We start from the raw sequence: 17926 nt of genomic DNA, 5'->3' as shown, positions 1-17926 counted from the left end.
GCGGGGCCTTCGCGGTTTCAGCGGACGTAGTTCTTGAGGATCTCGGTGTCGAGGTCGATGCCCGTCGGCTCGGGCAGGACCACCTTTGAGACGTGCGCTCGGCCATAACCGTTGTGGCACGCCCTTCCAGGCGAAGACCGGGGTTGCAGGGCCTCGGGGCCGAGGTGCGGGTCTCGCCGCGCATCACCCGCACCGGTGATCGCCCTCGCCTCTGGCAACTCACTGCCGGAACCTTCCGGGTTCGGGGCCGGAGACCGCATCCTGCCGTCATGCACTTGCGAGATGTCACCGAGGACGACGTGGACGCCTATGTCCGGATGCGCTGCGATCCCGTGATGATGCGGGACCTCGGCGGGCCGCTGCCCGAGGAGGGGATGCGGGACAAGGTGCGCCGGGACGCCGAGACCGCGGCCTCCGGCATCGGGTGGATCAAGATGATCGTTCCCGATCCCGGCGCGCCCGAGGTCGTCGCGGGCCATGTGTGCGTCTGGGCCCACGAGGACGGCGGGGAGCGGGTCTCGGAGATCGGGTGGATGGTGCTGCCCGAGTTCCAGGGCCGCGGGCTCGGCAAGCTCGCCGCCCGCGCGATCCTCGAACAGGCCAGGGACGAGGACCGCTGGGGCGCCGTCCACGCCTTCCCGGCGACGGCCAACGGCCCCTCGAACGGCATCTGCCGCTCCCTCGGCTTCCGCCTCCTGGGCGAGCGGGACGTCGACTTCGCCGGCCGGGTCATCCGCAGCAACCACTGGGTGATCGACCCGGCCCGCGACCTCGCCCCCTGACCGCGCGGCACCGTCGGACCGAGGGCATACGCTCACCGCCATGCCGCCTGCCAAGAAGCGCACCAGGACCTACGACCCGGCCCGGACCCGTGCGGCGGTCCTCGCCCAGTCCGCCCACGTCCGGGACGCCGTCCGCACGCTCACCCCGGAGCAGCTCGCGCTCCCCACCCGGCTCGGCGAGTGGACCGTGCGGGACCTCGTCGCCCACGTCGGCATGGCCCTCACCGCCGTCCAGCGGGCCCTGGACGAGCCCGAACCGGCCAAGGCCGACGCGGTCCTCCTCGACTGGCCCTTCCGCACCGCCGCCGACTCCTCGGCGATCTCCGACTTCACCCGGCGCCTCGCCGACGGCCACCCCGACCTCGACGCCTACCTCGCCGCCGCCGACGACGGCCTCCGCGCCCTCCTGGACGCACACCCCGGCAGCCGGCTGCTCGCCACCAGCGCCGGCGCGATGTCCCTGGACGACTACCTGGTCACCCGTGCCGTCGAGCTGGTCGTGCACACCGACGACCTCTCTTCGGCGGTCCCGGGACTCGACGTCCCCCACGACCGGCAGGCCCTGGCCGCCTGCACCCGGCTGCTCGCCGACGCGCTCGCGGTCAAGGCGCCCGGCGGCTCCACCGAGGTCCGGGTGCCGCCGTACGCCGTGGTGCAGTGCGTCGAAGGCCCCCGGCACACCCGGGGCACCCCGCCGAACGTCGTCGAGACCGATCCGCTGACCTGGATCCGGCTGGCCACCGGCCGGCTGGGCTGGCAGGAGGCGCTGGCGCAGGCCAGGGTCAGCGCCAGCGGCGAGCGCGCGGACATCGGCGGCCTGCTGCCCCTGATGGGCTGAGGGAACCGACCGGCCGGTGGGTTCCGTCGAACCGGTATGTACGGGTACGAGCGGCGCACGCGGCGCAGGACCCTGACCGTGACGGCCACCGCCGTGCTCGTCCCCCTCGCGGTGGCCTGCGGCGGCGAGCGGGCCGGCGCGCCGGTGGCGAGCGGGCCGCCGGTGACCGGGACCGAGTGGACGGTCGCCGCCGTCACCGCCGACGGCACCACCCGGGACGCCCCGTCCGGCGCCCACCTGCGGATCGACGACGGCCGGGCCGCCGGCAGCCTGGGATGCAACCGGTTCACCGCCACGGCACGGGTCACCGACGGCCGGATCCGGCTGAGCGGCCTGCGCACCACCCGCATGGCCTGCGACGGCGCCCGCACGGCCTTCGAGCGCGCCCTCGCCCGCACCCTCACCGCGGGCCCGCTCGCCACCCGCGCCGACGGCCGGGAACTGACCCTCACCGAGGCCGGCGGCGACCGGGTCGAGCTGGTCGAGAAGTGACCTCCGGCGCCCCGAATGATGTGCGACACCTCACTCACAGATACGGTGTGAGGGGGTTGCGCGGGCCCCGGTCCGCCCGAACGTGGCCCGGCTGGAGCATCCTCCCACCGCGCTGAACAGCGGGAATGTAGAAACCCACCAGTGCGGCCGTGGTCGTAGATCCACTCCGGCCGGACATCCCCAATTCGGACCAGTGGTCGACCTCGCCTACACTCGGTGGCGTGCCACGTGGTGACGGTCTCCTCAATCACGATCTGCTCCCCGGTGAGAAGGGCCCCCAGGACGCTTGCGGCGTCTTCGGTGTCTGGGCTCCCGGTGAAGAGGTCGCCAAGCTCACGTACTTCGGGCTGTACGCCCTCCAGCATCGGGGCCAGGAATCCGCGGGAATCGCGGTCAGCAACGGCTCCCAGATCCTCGTCTTCAAGGACATGGGGCTGGTCTCCCAGGTCTTCGACGAGACCTCCCTCGGATCGCTCCAGGGACATATCGCGGTCGGTCACGCCCGCTACTCGACCACCGGTGCCTCCGTATGGGAGAACGCCCAGCCGACGTTCCGCGCCACCGCGCACGGTTCGATCGCGCTCGGTCACAACGGCAACCTGGTCAACACGGCGCAGCTCGCCGAGATGGTCGCCGACCTTCCGAAGGACACCCACGGCCGGTCCACCCGGGTCGCCGCCACCAACGACACCGACCTGCTCACCGCGCTCCTCGCGGCCCAGGTCGACGACGACGGCAAGCCGCTGACCATCGAGGAGGCCGCGCACGCGGTCCTCCCGAAGGTCCGGGGCGCCTTCTCGCTCGTCTTCATGGACGAGCACACCCTCTACGCGGCCCGCGACCCGCAGGGCATCCGTCCGCTGGTCCTCGGCCGCCTGGAGCGCGGCTGGGTCATCGCCTCCGAGTCCGCCGCCCTCGACATCTGCGGCGCCAGCTTCGTGCGCGAGATCGAGCCGGGCGAGTTCGTCGCCGTCGACGAGAACGGCCTGCGCACCTCACGATTCGCGGATGCGAAGCCCAAGGGCTGTGTCTTCGAGTACGTGTACCTGGCCCGCCCCGACACCGACATCGCCGGCCGGAACGTCTACCTCTCCCGGGTGGAGATGGGCCGGAAGCTCGCCAAGGAAGCCCCTGCCGACGCCGACCTGGTCATAGCGACCCCGGAGTCCGGCACCCCGGCCGCCATCGGCTACGCGGAGGCCTCGGGCATTCCCTTCGGCAACGGTCTGGTCAAGAACGCCTATGTCGGCCGGACCTTCATCCAGCCGTCGCAGACCATCCGGCAGCTCGGCATCCGCCTGAAGCTGAACCCGCTGAAGGAAGTCATCAAGGGCAAGCGGCTGGTCGTCGTCGACGACTCGATCGTGCGCGGCAACACCCAGCGGGCGCTGGTGCGCATGCTGCGCGAGGCGGGCGCCGCCGAGGTCCACATCCGGATCTCCTCGCCGCCGGTCAAGTGGCCCTGCTTCTTCGGCATCGACTTCGCCACCCGGGCCGAACTCATCGCCAACGGCATGACCATCGACGAGATCGGCACCTCGCTGGGCGCCGACTCCCTGGCCTACATCTCCATCGACGGCATGATCGAGGCGACCGCCATCGCCAAGCCGAACCTGTGCCGCGCCTGCTTCGACGGCGAGTACCCGATGGAGCTCCCGGACCCCGAACTGCTGGGCAAGCAGCTCCTGGAGACCGAGCTGGCCGCCGGTCCGGCAGCCACGGCCGCGGCCGACGCGATCCGTCGCCCGTAAGCCCTGTCATCAACCCGAAAGATCCCAGGCAATGTCTGAGAGCCAGCCTTCCGGTGCCTCCTACGCGGCTGCCGGCGTCGACATCGAAGCGGGCGACCGCGCCGTCGAGTTGATGAAGGAGTGGGTGAAGAAGACCCGGCGGCCGGAGGTCCTCGGCGGCCTCGGCGGCTTCGCCGGCCTCTTCGACGCCTCCGCCCTCAAGCACTACGAGCGCCCGCTGCTCGCCTCCGCCACCGACGGCGTGGGCACCAAGGTCGACATCGCCCGGCAGCTGGGCGTGTACGACACCATCGGCCACGACCTGGTCGCCATGGTCATGGACGACATCGTGGTGTGCGGCGCCGAGCCGCTGTTCATGACCGACTACATCTGCGTCGGCAAGGTCCACCCGGAGCGGGTCGCCGCGATCGTCAAGGGCATCGCGGAAGGCTGTGTGCTGGCCGGCTGCGCCCTGGTGGGCGGTGAGACGGCCGAGCACCCGGGCCTGCTCGGCGCGGACGACTTCGACGTGGCCGGCGCCGGTACGGGTGTCGTGGAGGCCGACCGGCTGCTCGGCGCGGATCGTATCCGTACGGGTGACGCGGTGATCGCCATGGCGTCCTCCGGGCTTCACTCCAACGGGTACTCCCTGGTCCGGCACGTGCTGCTGAACCAGGCCGGGCTCGCCCTCGACGCCCATGTCGAGGAGTTCGGCCGCACCCTCGGCGAGGAGCTGCTGGAGCCGACCAAGATCTACTCGCTGGACTGCCTGGCCCTGATCCGCACCGCCGAGGTGCACGCGTTCAGCCACGTGACCGGCGGCGGACTCGCGGCGAATCTGGCCCGGGTGATCCCGGACCACCTGCACGCGCGTGTCGACCGGACGACCTGGACGCCCGGCGCGGTCTTCGACCTGGTCGGCCGGACCGGCAACGTCGAGCGGCTCGAACTGGAGAAGACGCTCAACATGGGTGTCGGCATGATCGCGATGGTGCCGCAGGAGTCGGTCGACGTGGCGCTGGACGCCCTGGCCGACCGCGGGGTCGACGCGTGGGTGGCCGGCGAGATCACCGAGCGCGGCGACCACACCACGGGTGCGGAACTGGTCGGCGACTACGCGTAGGCCGGCCGGCCCGTGAGGCCAGCACAAAACCCGGTCCGGCGTGGAAACCCCGGACCGGGTCGGTGAACGGCTAAGCAGCCGCAGGCATTACGCACCGCGACGATGTTGAGACTGAGGACCGGACTGGTCGTCCTCGTCCTCGTCGTCATCATCGTTGTAGAGATCCGCGTACTGGGCGTACGGGTCGTCGTCCTCGTCGTCGTCCTCGAACGGCTCGCCGTTCGGCGGCTGGCTCGAAGTCGATGCGCCCAGCTCGCTGGCCAGACGTGACAGGTCAGTCCCACCGCTGTTGTACTTCAGCTGGCGGGCGACCTTCGTCTGCTTGGCCTTGGCCCGGCCGCGCCCCATGGCTCGACCCCCTCGGTGACGGGGCTCGACGGCCCCAGAGTCTGACACGCGTTCATGATCCGGAACGGGCTCTCCTCGGAGAGACCGGTCCGTAGGGCTTCCACGGTACCTGAGCCCGCGCCCATACGGTACGTCGCCCGCACCACGCGCCTGGCTGCACGACCCGCGAGGTGCCCCGTCCCCGCTGGTCAACGACGATTTTAACCACTTCCTGGCGGGCGACCCGCCGACGAACGTGAGAGTTCTCTCCACCTGCCCGCCGGCGGGTACCGGAAATCCGTGCGGAAACCCGGCGTTCGGTCAGCGGCCGGCCGCCGTTGCCGCTTCGTGCATCCGTTGTTCGGCGATCCGGTCGGCCGCCGCGGCGGGCGGAATCCCGTCCTCCTTCGCACGAGCGAATATGGCCAGCGTGGTGTCGAAGATCTTCGCGGCCTTCGCCTTGCACCGGTCGAAGTCGAACCCGTGCAGCTCGTCGGCGACCTGGATGACGCCGCCGGCGTTCACCACGTAGTCCGGCGCGTAGAGGATCCCGCGGTCGGCGAGGTCCTTCTCGACACCGGGGTGGGCGAGCTGGTTGTTGGCCGCGCCGCACACCACCTTCGCCGTCAGCGCCGCCACCGACGCGTCGTTCAGGGCGCCGCCGAGCGCGCACGGCGCGTAGATGTCGAGACCCTCGACGCGGATCAGGGCCTCGGTGTCGGCGACCACGGCGACCTGGGCGTGCCGGTCGGAGATCCGGTCGACGGCGTCCCGGCGCACGTCGGTGATCACCACCCGGGCGCCCTCCTCCAGCAGGTGCTCCACCAGGTGGTGGCCGACCTTGCCGACGCCCGCGATGCCGACGGTGCGGCCGCGCAGCGACGGGTCGCCCCACAGGTGCTGGGCGCTGGCCCGCATGCCCTGGTAGACGCCGTAGGCGGTGAGCACCGAGGAGTCGCCGGCGCCGCCGTTCTGAGGGGAGCGGCCGGTGGTCCAGTGGCACTCGCGGGCCACGACGTCCATGTCGGCGACGTACGTGCCGACGTCGCAGGCGGTGACGTACCGGCCGCCGAGGGAGGCCACGAACCGCCCGTAGGCGAGCAGCAGCTCCTCGGTCTTGTCGCGGTCGGGGTCCCCGATGATCACGGCCTTGCCGCCGCCGTGGTCGAGCCCGGCCATGGCGTTCTTGTACGACATCCCGCGCGCGAGGTTGAGGGCGTCGGCGACGGCCTCCTCCTCGTTGGCGTACGGGTAGAAGCGGGTGCCGCCGAGGGCGGGGCCCAGCGCGGTGGAGTGGATGGCGATGACGGCCTTGAGGCCGCTCTTGCGGTCCTGGCAGAGCACGACTTGCTCGTGACCGCCCTGGTCCGAGTGGAACAGGGTGTGCAGGACGCCGGTGGAAACGTCGGTCACTGTGGTGACTCCCGGTTGTGTTCGCGGCGAGTGGAGACGGGGGGCCTCCGTACGGGTGGCGGGGGCCGTGGCATGAGCGTAGAGCTATTGCCCGTCCACCATCCGCGCCGTGTTCAGGATCACTCTCCCGCGCCGTGTACGCACGCATGAGCGTGGGACGATTTGCTGTGGTTTCGCGGCTGCTCCGTAGTGGGTTCCGCTGGTTTCGAGCCCGGTCGGATGGGGAGGGAGCAGGCGTGCCCAAGGTGTCCTCGGTGATCGTCCCGTATGCGGCGTACCTGCGTGTGTACGAGCCGCTGGCCGCCTTCCCGGAGCCCGAGCGCGGCCACTGGTCGCGGTACGCCCGTCGCACCGAGCGCCCTTCGTACCAGGACGAACTCCGGCGCTCGCTGGCCGACTTGCTGCCCACCCCGCCGGTCCCGGTGCCGGTGCAGGAGAGCGCCGAGGCCTTCGTGCTGGAGGTCGACGGCGTCGTGTGCGTGTGCCCGTGGCGGACGCGGCTGCGCGGCTGGCAGGCCCTGCAGGAGCTGCCCGAGGAGCTGCCGAACCCGGTCCTGGACGCGATGCTGCCGCCGGTCGTGCGGCGGCAGGCCTCGATGGACTACGAGCGGTGGCTGGCCCGCAACCCCGACGCCCGGCCGTGGATCCGCACGGCGACCTGGCAGGTGCCGCTGAACTGGTTCGTGCTGGTCTCCGACGAGGAGCGCCGGTACGAGAAGGGCACCGGGGAGATCCCGCCGATGCTGCGCTACCGCACGCCGATGGTGCAGGCCCGGCGTCGGGTGGCGCGGGCGCTGCGCACCCTCAAGGACACCATCGACGAGGGGCCGCTCATCGACGGTCTGGTGGACGTGGGCCGCTGGCTGGAGGAGTTCCACCCGCGGTCCCTGGTCGAGCTGGACTACGGCGGCCTCGTGCACGTCCTGCCGGCCGGCGACCTGGAGAGCGACCGTTCGGCGGCGGACGTGGCGGCCGGCGTCGAGGCGCTGCGGCGGGGCGACGGGGCCGCGGCCGGCGAGGCGTACGGGCGGCTGGTGGAGCGCTGGCGGGCGGTCAGGGACCGCCGGTCCGCGAACTGAGCTCCGGGTCTGAGCTCCGGGTCTGAGCGCTGGAGCCGATCATTCCGTACTGACTGTCGGATCACCTGATGGTGTGACAGATGGGTGACACCTCGGTGACGTCTGGGTGCCGAGTGATGTAGGTCACGGCCCAGATGCCATGAAACAACGTACGTTGACGGCACTTCAGTGAACGCACGGGACGTTGGTCCCGATCCGGGCTTTTGCGTCAAGGGTGACGGACCGCACTTACGCGGCTCTTGCGCCTCTTGCCACTCCTCGTGCCAAAATAGGACAAGGAGTCCGGGGAGGGCTCCTTCCGTCCGCTTGTGGTGCACTGTGGGCGGAATCCCCGCATTGCACTCGCTTTGGGGGGTCTGGTGCCTCCTGATCGCCATGTGACTGATCGTCACAGTGGCGTGACTGTCCGCTATGGCATGGTCCATCGGCTTCCGCGGCTGATGACTACCTGGGAGGGCAATTCCATCGGTTTGGCCGACGCGGCTGGACGGATGGTGTAGTTGTAGTGCCGAGGACAAGCCGTTCGTCCTATAACCGACTCGACTCGCGTCCGCCATTTCGGGCAACGCGGGTCAAGGTGCAGAATTTAGAGGAAAGAACCGAGAAGGTTCGGTTCTCCCGAGGAGGCCGCTCATGACCGCTCGCACCCCTGATGCCGAGCCGCTGCTGACCCCGGCTGAGGTCGCCACCATGTTCCGTGTCGACCCCAAGACGGTCACGCGGTGGGCGAAGGCCGGCAAGCTCACGTCGATCCGCACGCTGGGCGGACATCGGCGCTATCGCGAGGCTGAGGTCCGCGCACTGCTCGCGGGCATTCCGCAGCAGCGCAGCGAGGCCTGACCAACTGAATAGCGGGCAAACCGGCCGGTCCCCCAACTGGTCGAGGTGCCCCGAACCCTAGCTCCGAGCGACGCGGGACCTGCCCCAACGGGACCCACGCCCACGCCGACAGAACTTTTCAGGCAGCGACACAGGGTGCGTCGTAGATCGCGCTGGACTCCGCCGGGTCCAGCGCGATCTTTTTTGTGCGTCCATGAGGCCTGGCGGACCCTGGCGGACGCTTCCGTGAGCAGCCTTGTCGGAGGTTGGGGAGGCCTGTCGGATCTGCTGTGAACGCGCCCGCGGAGGGGGCGTCGAAAGGTCCGGGGGGAGTCCGCGGGCAGAGCGCGGGAGGCGCCTCAGGGTGGTGCAATTGCACATATTAAATTGACTTGGTGTAGGCGGGGGGTAAGTACCGTTGTTTCAGGAACTCATACGGTGACTCCCGTCACATACCGCACGGCTTGTTTGTACCGCCCCGGGTGCGCTAATGGAGTCTGAGGTTCCACCGCCCCCCAGGGGAAGGGGCGTTGGGGCCGGCGCCGGCTCAGACGCCGACGGATCCCTCGTCCTCCGTGGAGTCCTCGGGCGCCTCCGTCGCGCACGGGGCGGAGTCCATGGCCAGCCGCAGCAGCCGGTGGCAGACCGGGCAGTGGCGGGTCAGGTGCCGGTACGACGAGGCGGCCGCCAGGTGGGCCCGCAACAGGGCTCGCGTCTCGTGCCGCGCCGAAGCCGCCATGTGCCACCTCCAGGAGGGGGGCCGAGGGGAAGCGGGCCCTGCCTTCTGGGTACCGACCGAATGTGACCCCGTCAAGAGCGCACCCGCGGACCCCGGCCAACGCCCGTCGGGCCGTCACCGGCGCCTGGCCGCCCGCGAGGACGGCGTGCGGGCCCGCGCGCCTCGCGGGACACGCGCCTTCGCGCACGCGAGCCCGGGAGTGCGGGGAGTGCGGGGAGCGCGAGCGGGGCGTGAGGCGGGCGGGACGTGAAAGAGGCCCGCGTCCCTTGCGGGATGCGGGCCTCATTCGATGCGGTCCTGACGGGATTTGAACCCGCGGCCTCCACCTTGACAGGGTGGCGAGCACTCCAAACTGCTCCACAGGACCAGGTTTTGCGGCACTTTGTCTGCGCTGTGCTGCGAGAAGGACAATACAGGAGGGTGAGGGTCCTGGTCGAACTCACGCAGCGTGCCCGGTCGGTTACGGCAGCGCGGAGTCGATCGCCTTCACGATCCGCTTGTCGGAGATCGCGTACGCCGTGCCCAGCGCGTGCGCGAAGTAGCTGACCCGCAGCTCCTCCAGCATCCAGCGGATGTCCAGCACCTGCTGCGGCACCGGCCGGCCCTTGGGGAGCTGTTCCAGGAGCCAGGCGTACTCGTCCCGCATCTCGTGGACCTTCTCCATCCGGGTGGTGTCCCGCTGGACGTTGGTCGGCATCTGCTGGAGACGCCGGTCGGCGGCCACCAGGTAGCGCATGAGGTCGGGCAGGCGGCGGATGCCGGCCCACGTCACGAACCCGGGCTTCACCAGGGCGTCCAGCTGCTTGCGGACGTCCGTCAGGTTCGCGAGGAGCGCGGGGCTCCGTACGCCCTTCAGGCGGCGCTCACAGGCCTGCCAGGCGGCCAGCACCTGCTGCACCTGCCCGACCGTGCGGACCGTCGTGTCGACGATCTCCGCGCGCACCTTGTCGTACAGCTTCCGGTACGACTCCTCGTCCCACACCGGGCCCCCGAAGTCGCCGATCAGCTTGTCCGCGGCCGCCATCGCGCAGTCGTCGAACAGGGCCTGGATCGTCCCGTGCGGGTTCGCGGACAGCGCCAGTTTCTGGGCGTTCGTCAGCTTCTCGGACGCGAACTTCGCCGGGTTGACCGGGATGTTGCGGAGGATCAGCCGGCGCGTCCCCTTCCACATCGCCTCGGCCTGCTCCTCCTCGGTGTCGAAGAGCCGGACCGAGACCGTGTCGCCGTCGTCGACGAGCGCCGGGTACGCCTTCACCGGCTGGCCGGCCCTGCGGGTCTCGAATACGCGGGTGAGCGTGCCGATCGTCCAGTCCGTCAGGCCCGAGCGCTCCAGCGACTCGCCGCCCCGGCGCTCCGCGGTGGCCGCGGCGGCCTGCGAGATGGCCTGGCGGGCCTTGGGCCTCAGCCGGAGCTTGAGGTCCTCCAGGTCCTTGTCCTCGGCCAGCTTCCGGCGCCGCTCGTCGACGATCCTGAAGGTGATCTTCAGGTGGTCCGGGACCTTCGCCCAGTCGAAGGCCTCGGCCTCGAAGGGCACGCCGACCATCCGCTTCAGCTCGCGGGCCATGGTCGTGGTGAGCGGCTCCTGGAGGGGGACCGCGGCGTCCAGGAAGCGCTTGGCGAAGTTCGGTGCCGGGACGTAGTTGCGGCGTATCGGCTTGGGCAGCGACCGGATCAGCTCGGTGACGACCTCTTCGCGCAGGCCCGGGATCTGCCAGTCGAAGCCCTCGTCCGTGACCTGGTTGAGGACCTGGAGCGGGATGTGCACGGTCACGCCGTCGGCGTCCGCGCCAGGCTCGAACTGGTAGGTCACCCGGAACTTGAGCTGCCCCTGCCGCCAGGAGTCCGGGTAGTCGGCCTTGGTGACCGCCTCCGCCGACTCCCGGATGAGCATCGCGCGCTCGAAGTCGAGGAACTCCGGCTGCTCCTGCCGCTTCCGCTTCCACCAGGAGTCGAAGTGGGCGCCGGAGACGACGTGCTCGGGCACCCGCTGCTCGTAGAAGTCGAAGAGCGTGTCGTCGTCCACGACGATGTCCCGGCGCCGGGCCCGGTGCTCCAGCTCCTCGACCTCGCTGAGGAGTCGCCGGTTGTCGGCGAAGAACTTGTGAGGGGTCCGCCAGTCGCCCTCGACCAGTGCGTTGCGAATGAAAAGCTCGCGGCTGACCTCGGGGTCGATCCGGCCGTAGTTGACCTTCCGGTCGGCGACGATGGGCACGCCGTACAGCGTGACCTTCTCCAGCGCCATCACGGCGGCCTGGTCCTTCTCCCAGTGCGGTTCGCTGTACGTCCGCTTCAGCAGGTGCCCGGCGAGGGGTTCCACCCACTCCGGCTCGATCTTCGCGTTGACCCGGGCCCACAGACGCGAGGTCTCCACCAGCTCCGCCGACATCACGAACCGGGGGGTCTTCTTGAACAGCGCCGAGCCGGGGAAGATCGCGAACTTGGCGCCGCGGGCACCGAGGTACTCGTTCTTCGCGCCGTCCTTCACGTCCTTCATGCCGATGTGCGACAGCAGACCCGCGAGCAGCGAGACGTGCACGCGGTCGCCGGGCGCGTCCTCCTCGTTGAGGTGGATGCCCATCTGCTTGGCGACCGTGCGCAGCTGCGTGTAGATGTCCTGCCACTCCCGGATGCGCAGGAAGTTCAGGTACTCCTGCTTGCACATCCGCCGGAAGGAGCTGGAGCCGCGTTCCTTCTGCTGCTCCCTGACGTAGCGCCACAGGTTGAGGTAGGCGAGGAAGTCACTGGTCTCGTCCCGGAAGCGGGCGTGCTGCTGGTCGGCCTGGGTCTGCTTGTCGGCCGGGCGCTCGCGCGGGTCCTGGATGGAGAGCGCGGCGGCGATGACCATGACCTCGCGGACACAGCCGTTCTTGTCGGCCTCCAGGACCATCCGGGCCAGCCGCGGGTCGACGGGCAGCTGGGCGAGTCTGCGGCCGCTGTCGGTGAGCCGTCTGCGCGGGTCCTTCTCGTCCGGGTCGAGCGCGCCCAGCTCCTGGAGCAGTTGCACGCCGTCGCGGATGTTGCGGTGGTCCGGCGGGTCGATGAAGGGGAACTTCTCGATGTCGCCGAGGCCGGCCGCGGTCATCTGCAGGATGACGGAGGCGAGGTTGGTCCGCAGGATCTCGGCGTCGGTGAACTCCGGGCGGGCGAGGAAGTCGTCCTCGGCGTAGAGCCGGATGCAGACGCCGTCGCTGGTCCGGCCGCAGCGGCCCTTGCGCTGGTTGGCGCTGGCCTGGCTGATCGGCTCGATCGGCAGCCGCTGCACCTTGGTGCGGTGGCTGTAGCGGCTGATGCGGGCGAAGCCGGGGTCGATGACGTACTTGATGCCGGGCACGGTCAGCGAGGTCTCGGCGACGTTGGTCGCCAGAACGATCCTGCGGCCGGTGTGCGGCTGGAAGACGCGGTGCTGCTCGGCGTGCGAGAGCCGCGCGTACAGCGGGAGCACTTCCGTGAAGGGATAGTTCTTCTTCTCCAGCGCGTCCGCGGTGTCCCGGATCTCGCGCTCACCCGACAGGAAGACGAGGATGTCGCCCTTGCCCTCGGACTGGAGCTCCTCCACGGCGTCGCAGATGGCGGTGATCTGGTCGCGGTCGGCGTCCTCGGAGTCCTCTTCGAGGAGCGGGCGGTAGCGCACCTCCACCGGGTACGTCCGGCCGCTGACCTCGACGATCGGGGCGTCGCCGAAGTGCCGGGAGAACCGTTCGGGGTCGATGGTGGCGGAGGTGATGACCACCTTCAGGTCCGGCCGCTTGGGCAGCAGCTGGGCCAGGTAGCCGAGCAGGAAGTCGATGTTGAGGGACCGCTCGTGGGCCTCGTCGATGATGATCGTGTCGTAGGCGCGCAGCTCGCGGTCGGTCTGGATCTCGGCGAGCAGGATGCCGTCCGTCATCAGCTTGACGAAGGTGGCGTCCGGGTTCACCTGGTCGGTGAAGCGGACCTTCCAGCCGACGGCCTCCCCCAGCGGGGTGCGCAGTTCCTCGGCGACCCGCTCGGCCACCGTGCGGGCGGCGATCCGGCGGGGCTGGGTGTGCCCGATCATGCCCCGCACGCCGCGGCCGAGTTCCAGACAGATCTTCGGGATCTGCGTGGTCTTGCCTGAGCCGGTCTCACCGGCGACGATCACGACCTGGTGGTCGCGTATCGCCTCGGCGATCTCGTCCTTCTTCTGGCTGACGGGCAGCTGCTCGGGGTACGAGACGGCGGGCACGACGGCGCGTCGGCCGGCCATCCGTTCCTCGGCCCTGGCCACCTCGGTCTCGATCTCCGCGAGGACGGCGGCGCGGGCCTCCGGCTTACGGATCTTGCGTGCGCCTTCCAGCCTGCGCCCGAGCCGGTGCGCGTCGCGCAGCGAAAGCTCGGTCAGGCGGGGTGCGAGGGCGCCGAGGGCGGGGGCGGGATGCGTAGACATACGCGGTCCAGGATCTCACCTCGGGGAAATTCCTGGCGAACGCTTTTGCCTCCGGCGGTTCGGCCGGGCGCCGGCGGGTGGTTACCGGGCGCGCTGGGCGGGCGCGGCGGCCGCGGGATCCGCGGTGGGGCCGGCGGCCGGTGCCGGGGTTTCGGGGCCGGGCCGGGCCGGGGCCGGGGCCGCGTTGGCGGCGGACGCGGCGATGGCCTTCGCCGTGTTCGACACCGCCTTGATGCCCAGGTAGGCCGTGGTCATGCTGCTGACCGCGGTGAAGGCCGCGGTCAGCACGCCGATGATCACCGACGTGTCACCGCTCAGCCGCCAGACGCCGAACACCGCGACCGCGGCGATCGCGAGATTGCTGATCACGACGGCCAGCAGGCCGTATCTCGCGCGGACCTTCTCCAGCTCCACGTCCTGATCCCGGCTCATCTTCCCCACCCTGACGACGACTCGACGCGGCAGAACCTAGCGCCGGGCCGGTCCCGGCGCCAGCGAGGCCGATCAGCCCGTCGCCAGGACGAGGTCGTCGCCGACCAGGTCCGCGGAGACGTCGATCGCGACGGTCCCGGCGTGGTGCAGGTCGATCGCGCCGTCGGCGCCGACCTTGACCAGGGCGCGGCCGGCCGCGGTGTGCCCCTTGGTGAAGCTCAGGGGTCGGGTCACGTCCGCCGCGGCCCGCACCGTGCGGAACGGCAGGCCCTGGGTTCCCGTCCCGCTGTCGCCGCACTTGACGTCGTGGTCCACGTACAGCGTTCGGCCGGATCCCGGGTCGGCCACCGCGGCTCCGGTTCCCCAGCCGCTCATCACCCCCGCGACGACGATCGCGGCGAGGGAGAGTCCCGCGGCGGTCTGTGCAGGAGGTCTCCACGGAGCGTCCGGTACGGCTTTGGCATGCAGCCGTCATGCCCGCAGCGCGATCTCAAGGGAATGGCATGGTCCGCTCTGATCTTCCCCAAGACGCGGCGACCCCGGCAGCGCTTCATCACGCAGAACAGCCCCTCCGGAAGCCGGAGGGGCTGTTCATGGTGGCTGGGGCCGGGGTCGAACCGGCGACCTATCGCTTTTCAGGCGATCGCTCGTACCAACTGAGCTACCCAGCCACGAGGTTTCACGTGAAACCCCAGCGGTCCTGACGGGATTTGAACCCGCGGCCTCCACCTTGACAGGGTGGCGAGCACTCCAAACTGCTCCACAGGACCAAGCTTTGCGTGCAACAGTGTCGCACACGATCTTGCGTGCCCCCAACGGGATTCGAACCCGTGCTACCGCCTTGAAAGGGCGGCGTCCTAGGCCGCTAGACGATGAGGGCTATCGGCCCGCCTGGGCGCTTCTCAGCGCGTCGGGGACGTGAGAAGCATATGGGATGGCGGGGAGTATCGCCAAAACGGTTTACGACCCCGCGGGCGTCGGAGTGCGAGAGGTGCCTCCCGGGGCCGACGGGCCCTTCGAGGAGGAGGGGGTGCCGGCCGGCTGTCCGCCGCGGAGCCGCCGGTCGAACGGGTCCGTCGTGAGGTGACGGCTGACCTCGGCCGTCGTCTCGCCCAGGCCGCCCAGCCTGATCTCGTCCCAGGCCTGGAGCCGGCGGGTGTCACGGTCGATGTAGAGGACCGAGGCCTCGATGGGGTCGGGGTACCTGCCCTCGACCGCCCGCAGGCCGCTGCCGCCGGTGGAGCCCTCCACCCGCAGCCGGGTGCCGTGCGCCAGGACCTCGTTCTGCTCGTGGTGCAGATGGCCGGCCAGGACCAGCGGCACCTCGCCGTCGGTCATCCGCGCCGCCGTCGGTTCATGGGCGACGGCCACGTCCACCGGGGTGCCGGCCGCGCGCTGCTCCCGCAGGGCGGTCGCCAGGCGGTCACCGGCCCGCTCCTCCGCCGCGTCCCCGCCCGGCGCGGCCGAGCGGTCGGGCGTGAACTGGGGGTCGCCGATCCCGGCGAAGCGCATCCCGGCGATCGTCTCGGCGCGGCCGTCGTCCAGGACGTGCACGTTCTTCATGCGGGACAGATAGCGCTGGGTGATCTTCGAGTCGTGGTTGCCCCGGACCCAGACGTAGGGCACGCCCAGGTCGGCGACCGGGTCCAGGAAGGCGTTCTCGGCCGCCGTGCCATGGTCCATGGTGTCGCCGGAGTCCACGATCACGTTCACCTTGTACTCCTCCACCAGCGAGGCGATGATCTTCCAGCTCGCCGGGTTGAGGTGGATGTCGGAGACGTGCAGGACCCGGAGGGTGGTCGGGTCCGGTGAGTAGGCGGGGAGCGTGGAGGTGGCGTCGTACAGCTTCGTCACGTTGGTCACCAGACGCGCCAACTCCTTCTGGTAGACGTCGAATTCCGTGACGATGCTGCGGGCGTTGCCGACCAGGGCCGGGGCCGAGGAGAGCAGGCCGGAGAACCTCGGCTCCAGGACCGACTCGGGATTCCAGGTGGCGTACGCGCTCACGCCGGAGGCGGCCAGCAGGGCCAGCGCGAGGCCGCCGGCGGTCAGGGCGCGGCGCGGGCGGCGGTAGACGGCGAGACCGAGGGCGGCGGCGCCGCAGACGACGGCCACGCAGGAGCGCACCGCCACGTCGAGGGTGCCGTGCTCGACGTCCCGGGCGACCTCGTCCTGGAGGCCGGAGAGGCGCTCGGGGTGGTCGACCAGGGCCTGGGAGCGGACCGGGTCGAGCTGGTCGACGTTGACGTCCAGGCGGACCGGCGCGGTGTGCGTGTCCAGCGAGAGGGCGCCCAGCGGGGAGACGTTGATCTTCGTGCCGCCGTGCAGGGACGGGCGCAGGGTCATCGTCGTGTCCATCGGGCCGACCTGGGCCCGGACGTTCCCGACCACCAGCAGGCCGAGCCAGGCGCCGGCCAGGACGACGGCCGTCAGGCCGAGGATCCGGACCCAGACGGGCGGCGCGTGGGCGTCGGGGGCCAGTTCCAGATCGGGGAGGCGGGTACGGGCTCGGGCTCGGACGCTGGCCATTGGTGCCGTATGCCCAGGATTGCGGGCGCGTATGCGAGGACGTCGGGCTCCGGGGCGGGGGTGCGGAGGCGGACGGCGGAGGTCCCGGAGGCGGATGCCGGGGCGTCCGGGGCTCTCGTACGGGCGCTTCGTGCCGGACAATGGGCCTGTGCTGGAGATGACGCGCGAGGAGTTCGAGGAACTGGTCGCCGAGGCGCTCGACCGGATCCCGCCGGAGCTGACCCGGCTGATGGACAACGTGGCGGTGTTCGTCGAGGACGAGCCCGACGACCCGTCCGACCCCGAGCTGCTGGGGCTGTACGAGGGCACCCCGCTGACCGACCGCGGGGAGTGGTACGCGGGTGTGCTGCCGGACCGGATCACCGTCTACCGCGGTCCGACGCTGCGGATGTGCTCCTCGCGCGAGGAGGTCGTCGCGGAGACCGAGGTCACCGTGGTGCACGAGGTCGCCCACCACTTCGGCATCGACGACGCGCGGCTGCACGCACTGGGGTACGGGTGACACGTCGGTTGCGTGTCCTCTTGCGGGCGGCGGGAGTTGGGGAGGTTGACTCCTTTCTCCGCCCTCGGAGGTGGCCGCCGTGCGCCCTTTGTACGTACCCGCCCGTCTGGCCGTGACCGTGATGGCCGTCGCGGCCGCCGCGGGCTGTGTGAACGTCGGGGACGACGCGGGGAAGGCCAAGCCGTCGCACTCCGCGGGGCACCGCGCCGGTGACCGGGCCGACGACGGTTCCGGGGTCTCCGGCGAGGGCGGTGCGGGCTACGGCGGCGAGGCGGCCGACGGGAAGCGCGGACACGGCGGGAAGCCGAAGCCGGGGGAGTCCGGGTCGGCGTCCGCCGAGCCGACGAAGGGCGCGAGCGCGGGGCCGACGGCGCCGGTGAAGCAGGGCGGGAGCGGGGCTCCGGGTGCGCCGGCCGGGCCGACGGGCGCGCTGGCCTCCCCGACCCCGCCGCCGGCCTCCCCCACGCCGCCGCCGGCCTCCCCGACGCCGCCACCGCCGGACACCGACCCGCCGTCCGCCGAGCCGTCGTCGTCGGCCCACGAGGACACCGGGCCGCAGCTGCTCCAGCGGGAGCCGGCGCCGCGGGCGGGCCTGCCCGTCTAGGCGTCACTCCCTCCCGGAGCGCCGGTCCCGGCCCAAGGCCGCGAGGGGTGTGAGCTGGGCATTCGGGGGCGGGTTTGCCTTGAGGGGTGGTGGGTGCGTATGGTGGTAGATC

16 protein-coding genes and 4 tRNA genes are annotated in these 17926 nt (G+C 70.8%); 9 read left to right on the top strand and 11 right to left on the bottom strand.

The features are described 5' to 3' along the window. The first annotated feature begins 269 nt into the window (after window positions 1-269). From ACIRQ9_RS00640 to purM, 5 genes are all read left to right on the top strand, one after another. The gene (locus tag ACIRQ9_RS00640) at window positions 270-782 is read left to right on the top strand and encodes a GNAT family N-acetyltransferase (RefSeq protein WP_404165669.1); all 513 of its coding nucleotides are present in this window, start codon (window positions 270-272) and stop codon (window positions 780-782) included. A 40-nt stretch (window positions 783-822) separates the two neighbouring features. Then, the gene (locus ACIRQ9_RS00635; RefSeq protein WP_404165667.1) at window positions 823-1620 is read left to right on the top strand and encodes a sterol carrier family protein; all 798 of its coding nucleotides are present in this window, start codon (window positions 823-825) and stop codon (window positions 1618-1620) included. Window positions 1621-1698: 78 nt separating this feature from the next. Beyond that, window positions 1699-2112 carry an META domain-containing protein gene (locus ACIRQ9_RS00630; RefSeq protein ID WP_404165665.1) on the top strand — a complete coding sequence of 138 codons (414 nt, stop codon included), beginning with the start codon at window positions 1699-1701 and terminating at the stop codon, window positions 2110-2112. A gap of 221 nt (window positions 2113-2333) precedes the next feature. After that, window positions 2334-3863: an amidophosphoribosyltransferase gene (gene purF, locus ACIRQ9_RS00625; protein WP_404165663.1), complete on the top strand. Its 1530-nt coding sequence runs from the start codon at window positions 2334-2336 to the stop codon at window positions 3861-3863. Between the two features lie 31 nt (window positions 3864-3894). After that, window positions 3895-4965 (top strand): phosphoribosylformylglycinamidine cyclo-ligase, encoded by a 1071-nt coding sequence (gene purM, locus ACIRQ9_RS00620; RefSeq protein ID WP_404165661.1) that lies wholly within the window; start codon window positions 3895-3897, stop codon window positions 4963-4965. Window positions 4966-5052: 87 nt separating this feature from the next. Here purM and ACIRQ9_RS00615 read toward each other — a convergent pair whose 3' ends face one another. Continuing rightward, the gene (locus tag ACIRQ9_RS00615) at window positions 5053-5313 is read right to left on the bottom strand and encodes a DUF3073 domain-containing protein (RefSeq protein ID WP_351937593.1); all 261 of its coding nucleotides are present in this window, start codon (window positions 5311-5313) and stop codon (window positions 5053-5055) included. A gap of 300 nt (window positions 5314-5613) precedes the next feature. Next, window positions 5614-6705, bottom strand: coding sequence for a Leu/Phe/Val dehydrogenase (locus ACIRQ9_RS00610; RefSeq protein WP_404165658.1), 1092 nt, complete (start codon window positions 6703-6705; stop codon window positions 5614-5616). A gap of 236 nt (window positions 6706-6941) precedes the next feature. Here ACIRQ9_RS00610 and ACIRQ9_RS00605 point away from each other — a divergent pair, with 236 nt between their 5' ends. Continuing rightward, window positions 6942-7784, top strand: coding sequence for a hypothetical protein (locus ACIRQ9_RS00605; RefSeq protein WP_404165656.1), 843 nt, complete (start codon window positions 6942-6944; stop codon window positions 7782-7784). A 633-nt stretch (window positions 7785-8417) separates the two neighbouring features. Continuing rightward, window positions 8418-8624, top strand: coding sequence for a developmental transcriptional regulator BldC (gene bldC / locus ACIRQ9_RS00600; RefSeq protein WP_003949541.1), 207 nt, complete (start codon window positions 8418-8420; stop codon window positions 8622-8624). Window positions 8625-9150: 526 nt separating this feature from the next. On the opposite strand, the gene ACIRQ9_RS00595 is transcribed toward bldC, so the two are convergent. The 9 genes from ACIRQ9_RS00595 to ACIRQ9_RS00555 all read right to left on the bottom strand — a co-directional run bounded on the left by ACIRQ9_RS00595 (window position 9151) and on the right by ACIRQ9_RS00555 (window position 16708). Continuing rightward, entirely contained in the window at window positions 9151-9342 is a 192-nt protein-coding gene (locus tag ACIRQ9_RS00595) for a DUF6274 family protein (protein WP_404165654.1), read from the bottom strand. Window positions 9343-9634: 292 nt separating this feature from the next. After that, window positions 9635-9709 (bottom strand) — tRNA-Asp (locus ACIRQ9_RS00590). Between the two features lie 93 nt (window positions 9710-9802). After that, the gene (hrpA, locus tag ACIRQ9_RS00585; protein ID WP_404165652.1) at window positions 9803-13747 is read right to left on the bottom strand and encodes an ATP-dependent RNA helicase HrpA; all 3945 of its coding nucleotides are present in this window, start codon (window positions 13745-13747) and stop codon (window positions 9803-9805) included. A gap of 81 nt (window positions 13748-13828) precedes the next feature. Beyond that, the gene (locus ACIRQ9_RS00580; RefSeq protein ID WP_404165650.1) at window positions 13829-14179 is read right to left on the bottom strand and encodes a hypothetical protein; all 351 of its coding nucleotides are present in this window, start codon (window positions 14177-14179) and stop codon (window positions 13829-13831) included. A gap of 72 nt (window positions 14180-14251) precedes the next feature. Continuing rightward, window positions 14252-14527: a hypothetical protein gene (locus ACIRQ9_RS00575; protein WP_404165648.1), complete on the bottom strand. Its 276-nt coding sequence runs from the start codon at window positions 14525-14527 to the stop codon at window positions 14252-14254. A gap of 246 nt (window positions 14528-14773) precedes the next feature. Beyond that, window positions 14774-14850, bottom strand: a tRNA-Phe gene (locus tag ACIRQ9_RS00570). Between the two features lie 24 nt (window positions 14851-14874). Next, window positions 14875-14949 (bottom strand) — tRNA-Asp (locus tag ACIRQ9_RS00565). 37 nt (window positions 14950-14986) lie between these two features. Then, window positions 14987-15059, bottom strand: a tRNA-Glu gene (locus tag ACIRQ9_RS00560). Window positions 15060-15139: 80 nt separating this feature from the next. Beyond that, the gene (locus ACIRQ9_RS00555; RefSeq protein WP_404165646.1) at window positions 15140-16708 is read right to left on the bottom strand and encodes a metallophosphoesterase; all 1569 of its coding nucleotides are present in this window, start codon (window positions 16706-16708) and stop codon (window positions 15140-15142) included. Between the two features lie 148 nt (window positions 16709-16856). Between ACIRQ9_RS00555 and ACIRQ9_RS00550 the strand changes: the two genes are divergently transcribed. Further along, complete coding sequence (locus ACIRQ9_RS00550) at window positions 16857-17210, top strand: metallopeptidase family protein (protein ID WP_351316094.1); 354 nt, start codon at window positions 16857-16859, stop codon at window positions 17208-17210. Window positions 17211-17289: 79 nt separating this feature from the next. Beyond that, the gene (locus ACIRQ9_RS00545) at window positions 17290-17814 is read left to right on the top strand and encodes a hypothetical protein (RefSeq protein ID WP_404165644.1); all 525 of its coding nucleotides are present in this window, start codon (window positions 17290-17292) and stop codon (window positions 17812-17814) included. Window positions 17815-17926: the final 112 nt, after the last annotated feature.

Source organism: Streptomyces sp. NPDC101237, assembly GCF_044767465.1.
Classification (GTDB): Bacteria; Actinomycetota; Actinomycetes; order Streptomycetales; family Streptomycetaceae; genus Streptomyces; species Streptomyces gramineus.
Note: the sequence above shows the minus strand (reverse complement) of the source record. Positions and strands in the feature narration are given on the sequence as shown.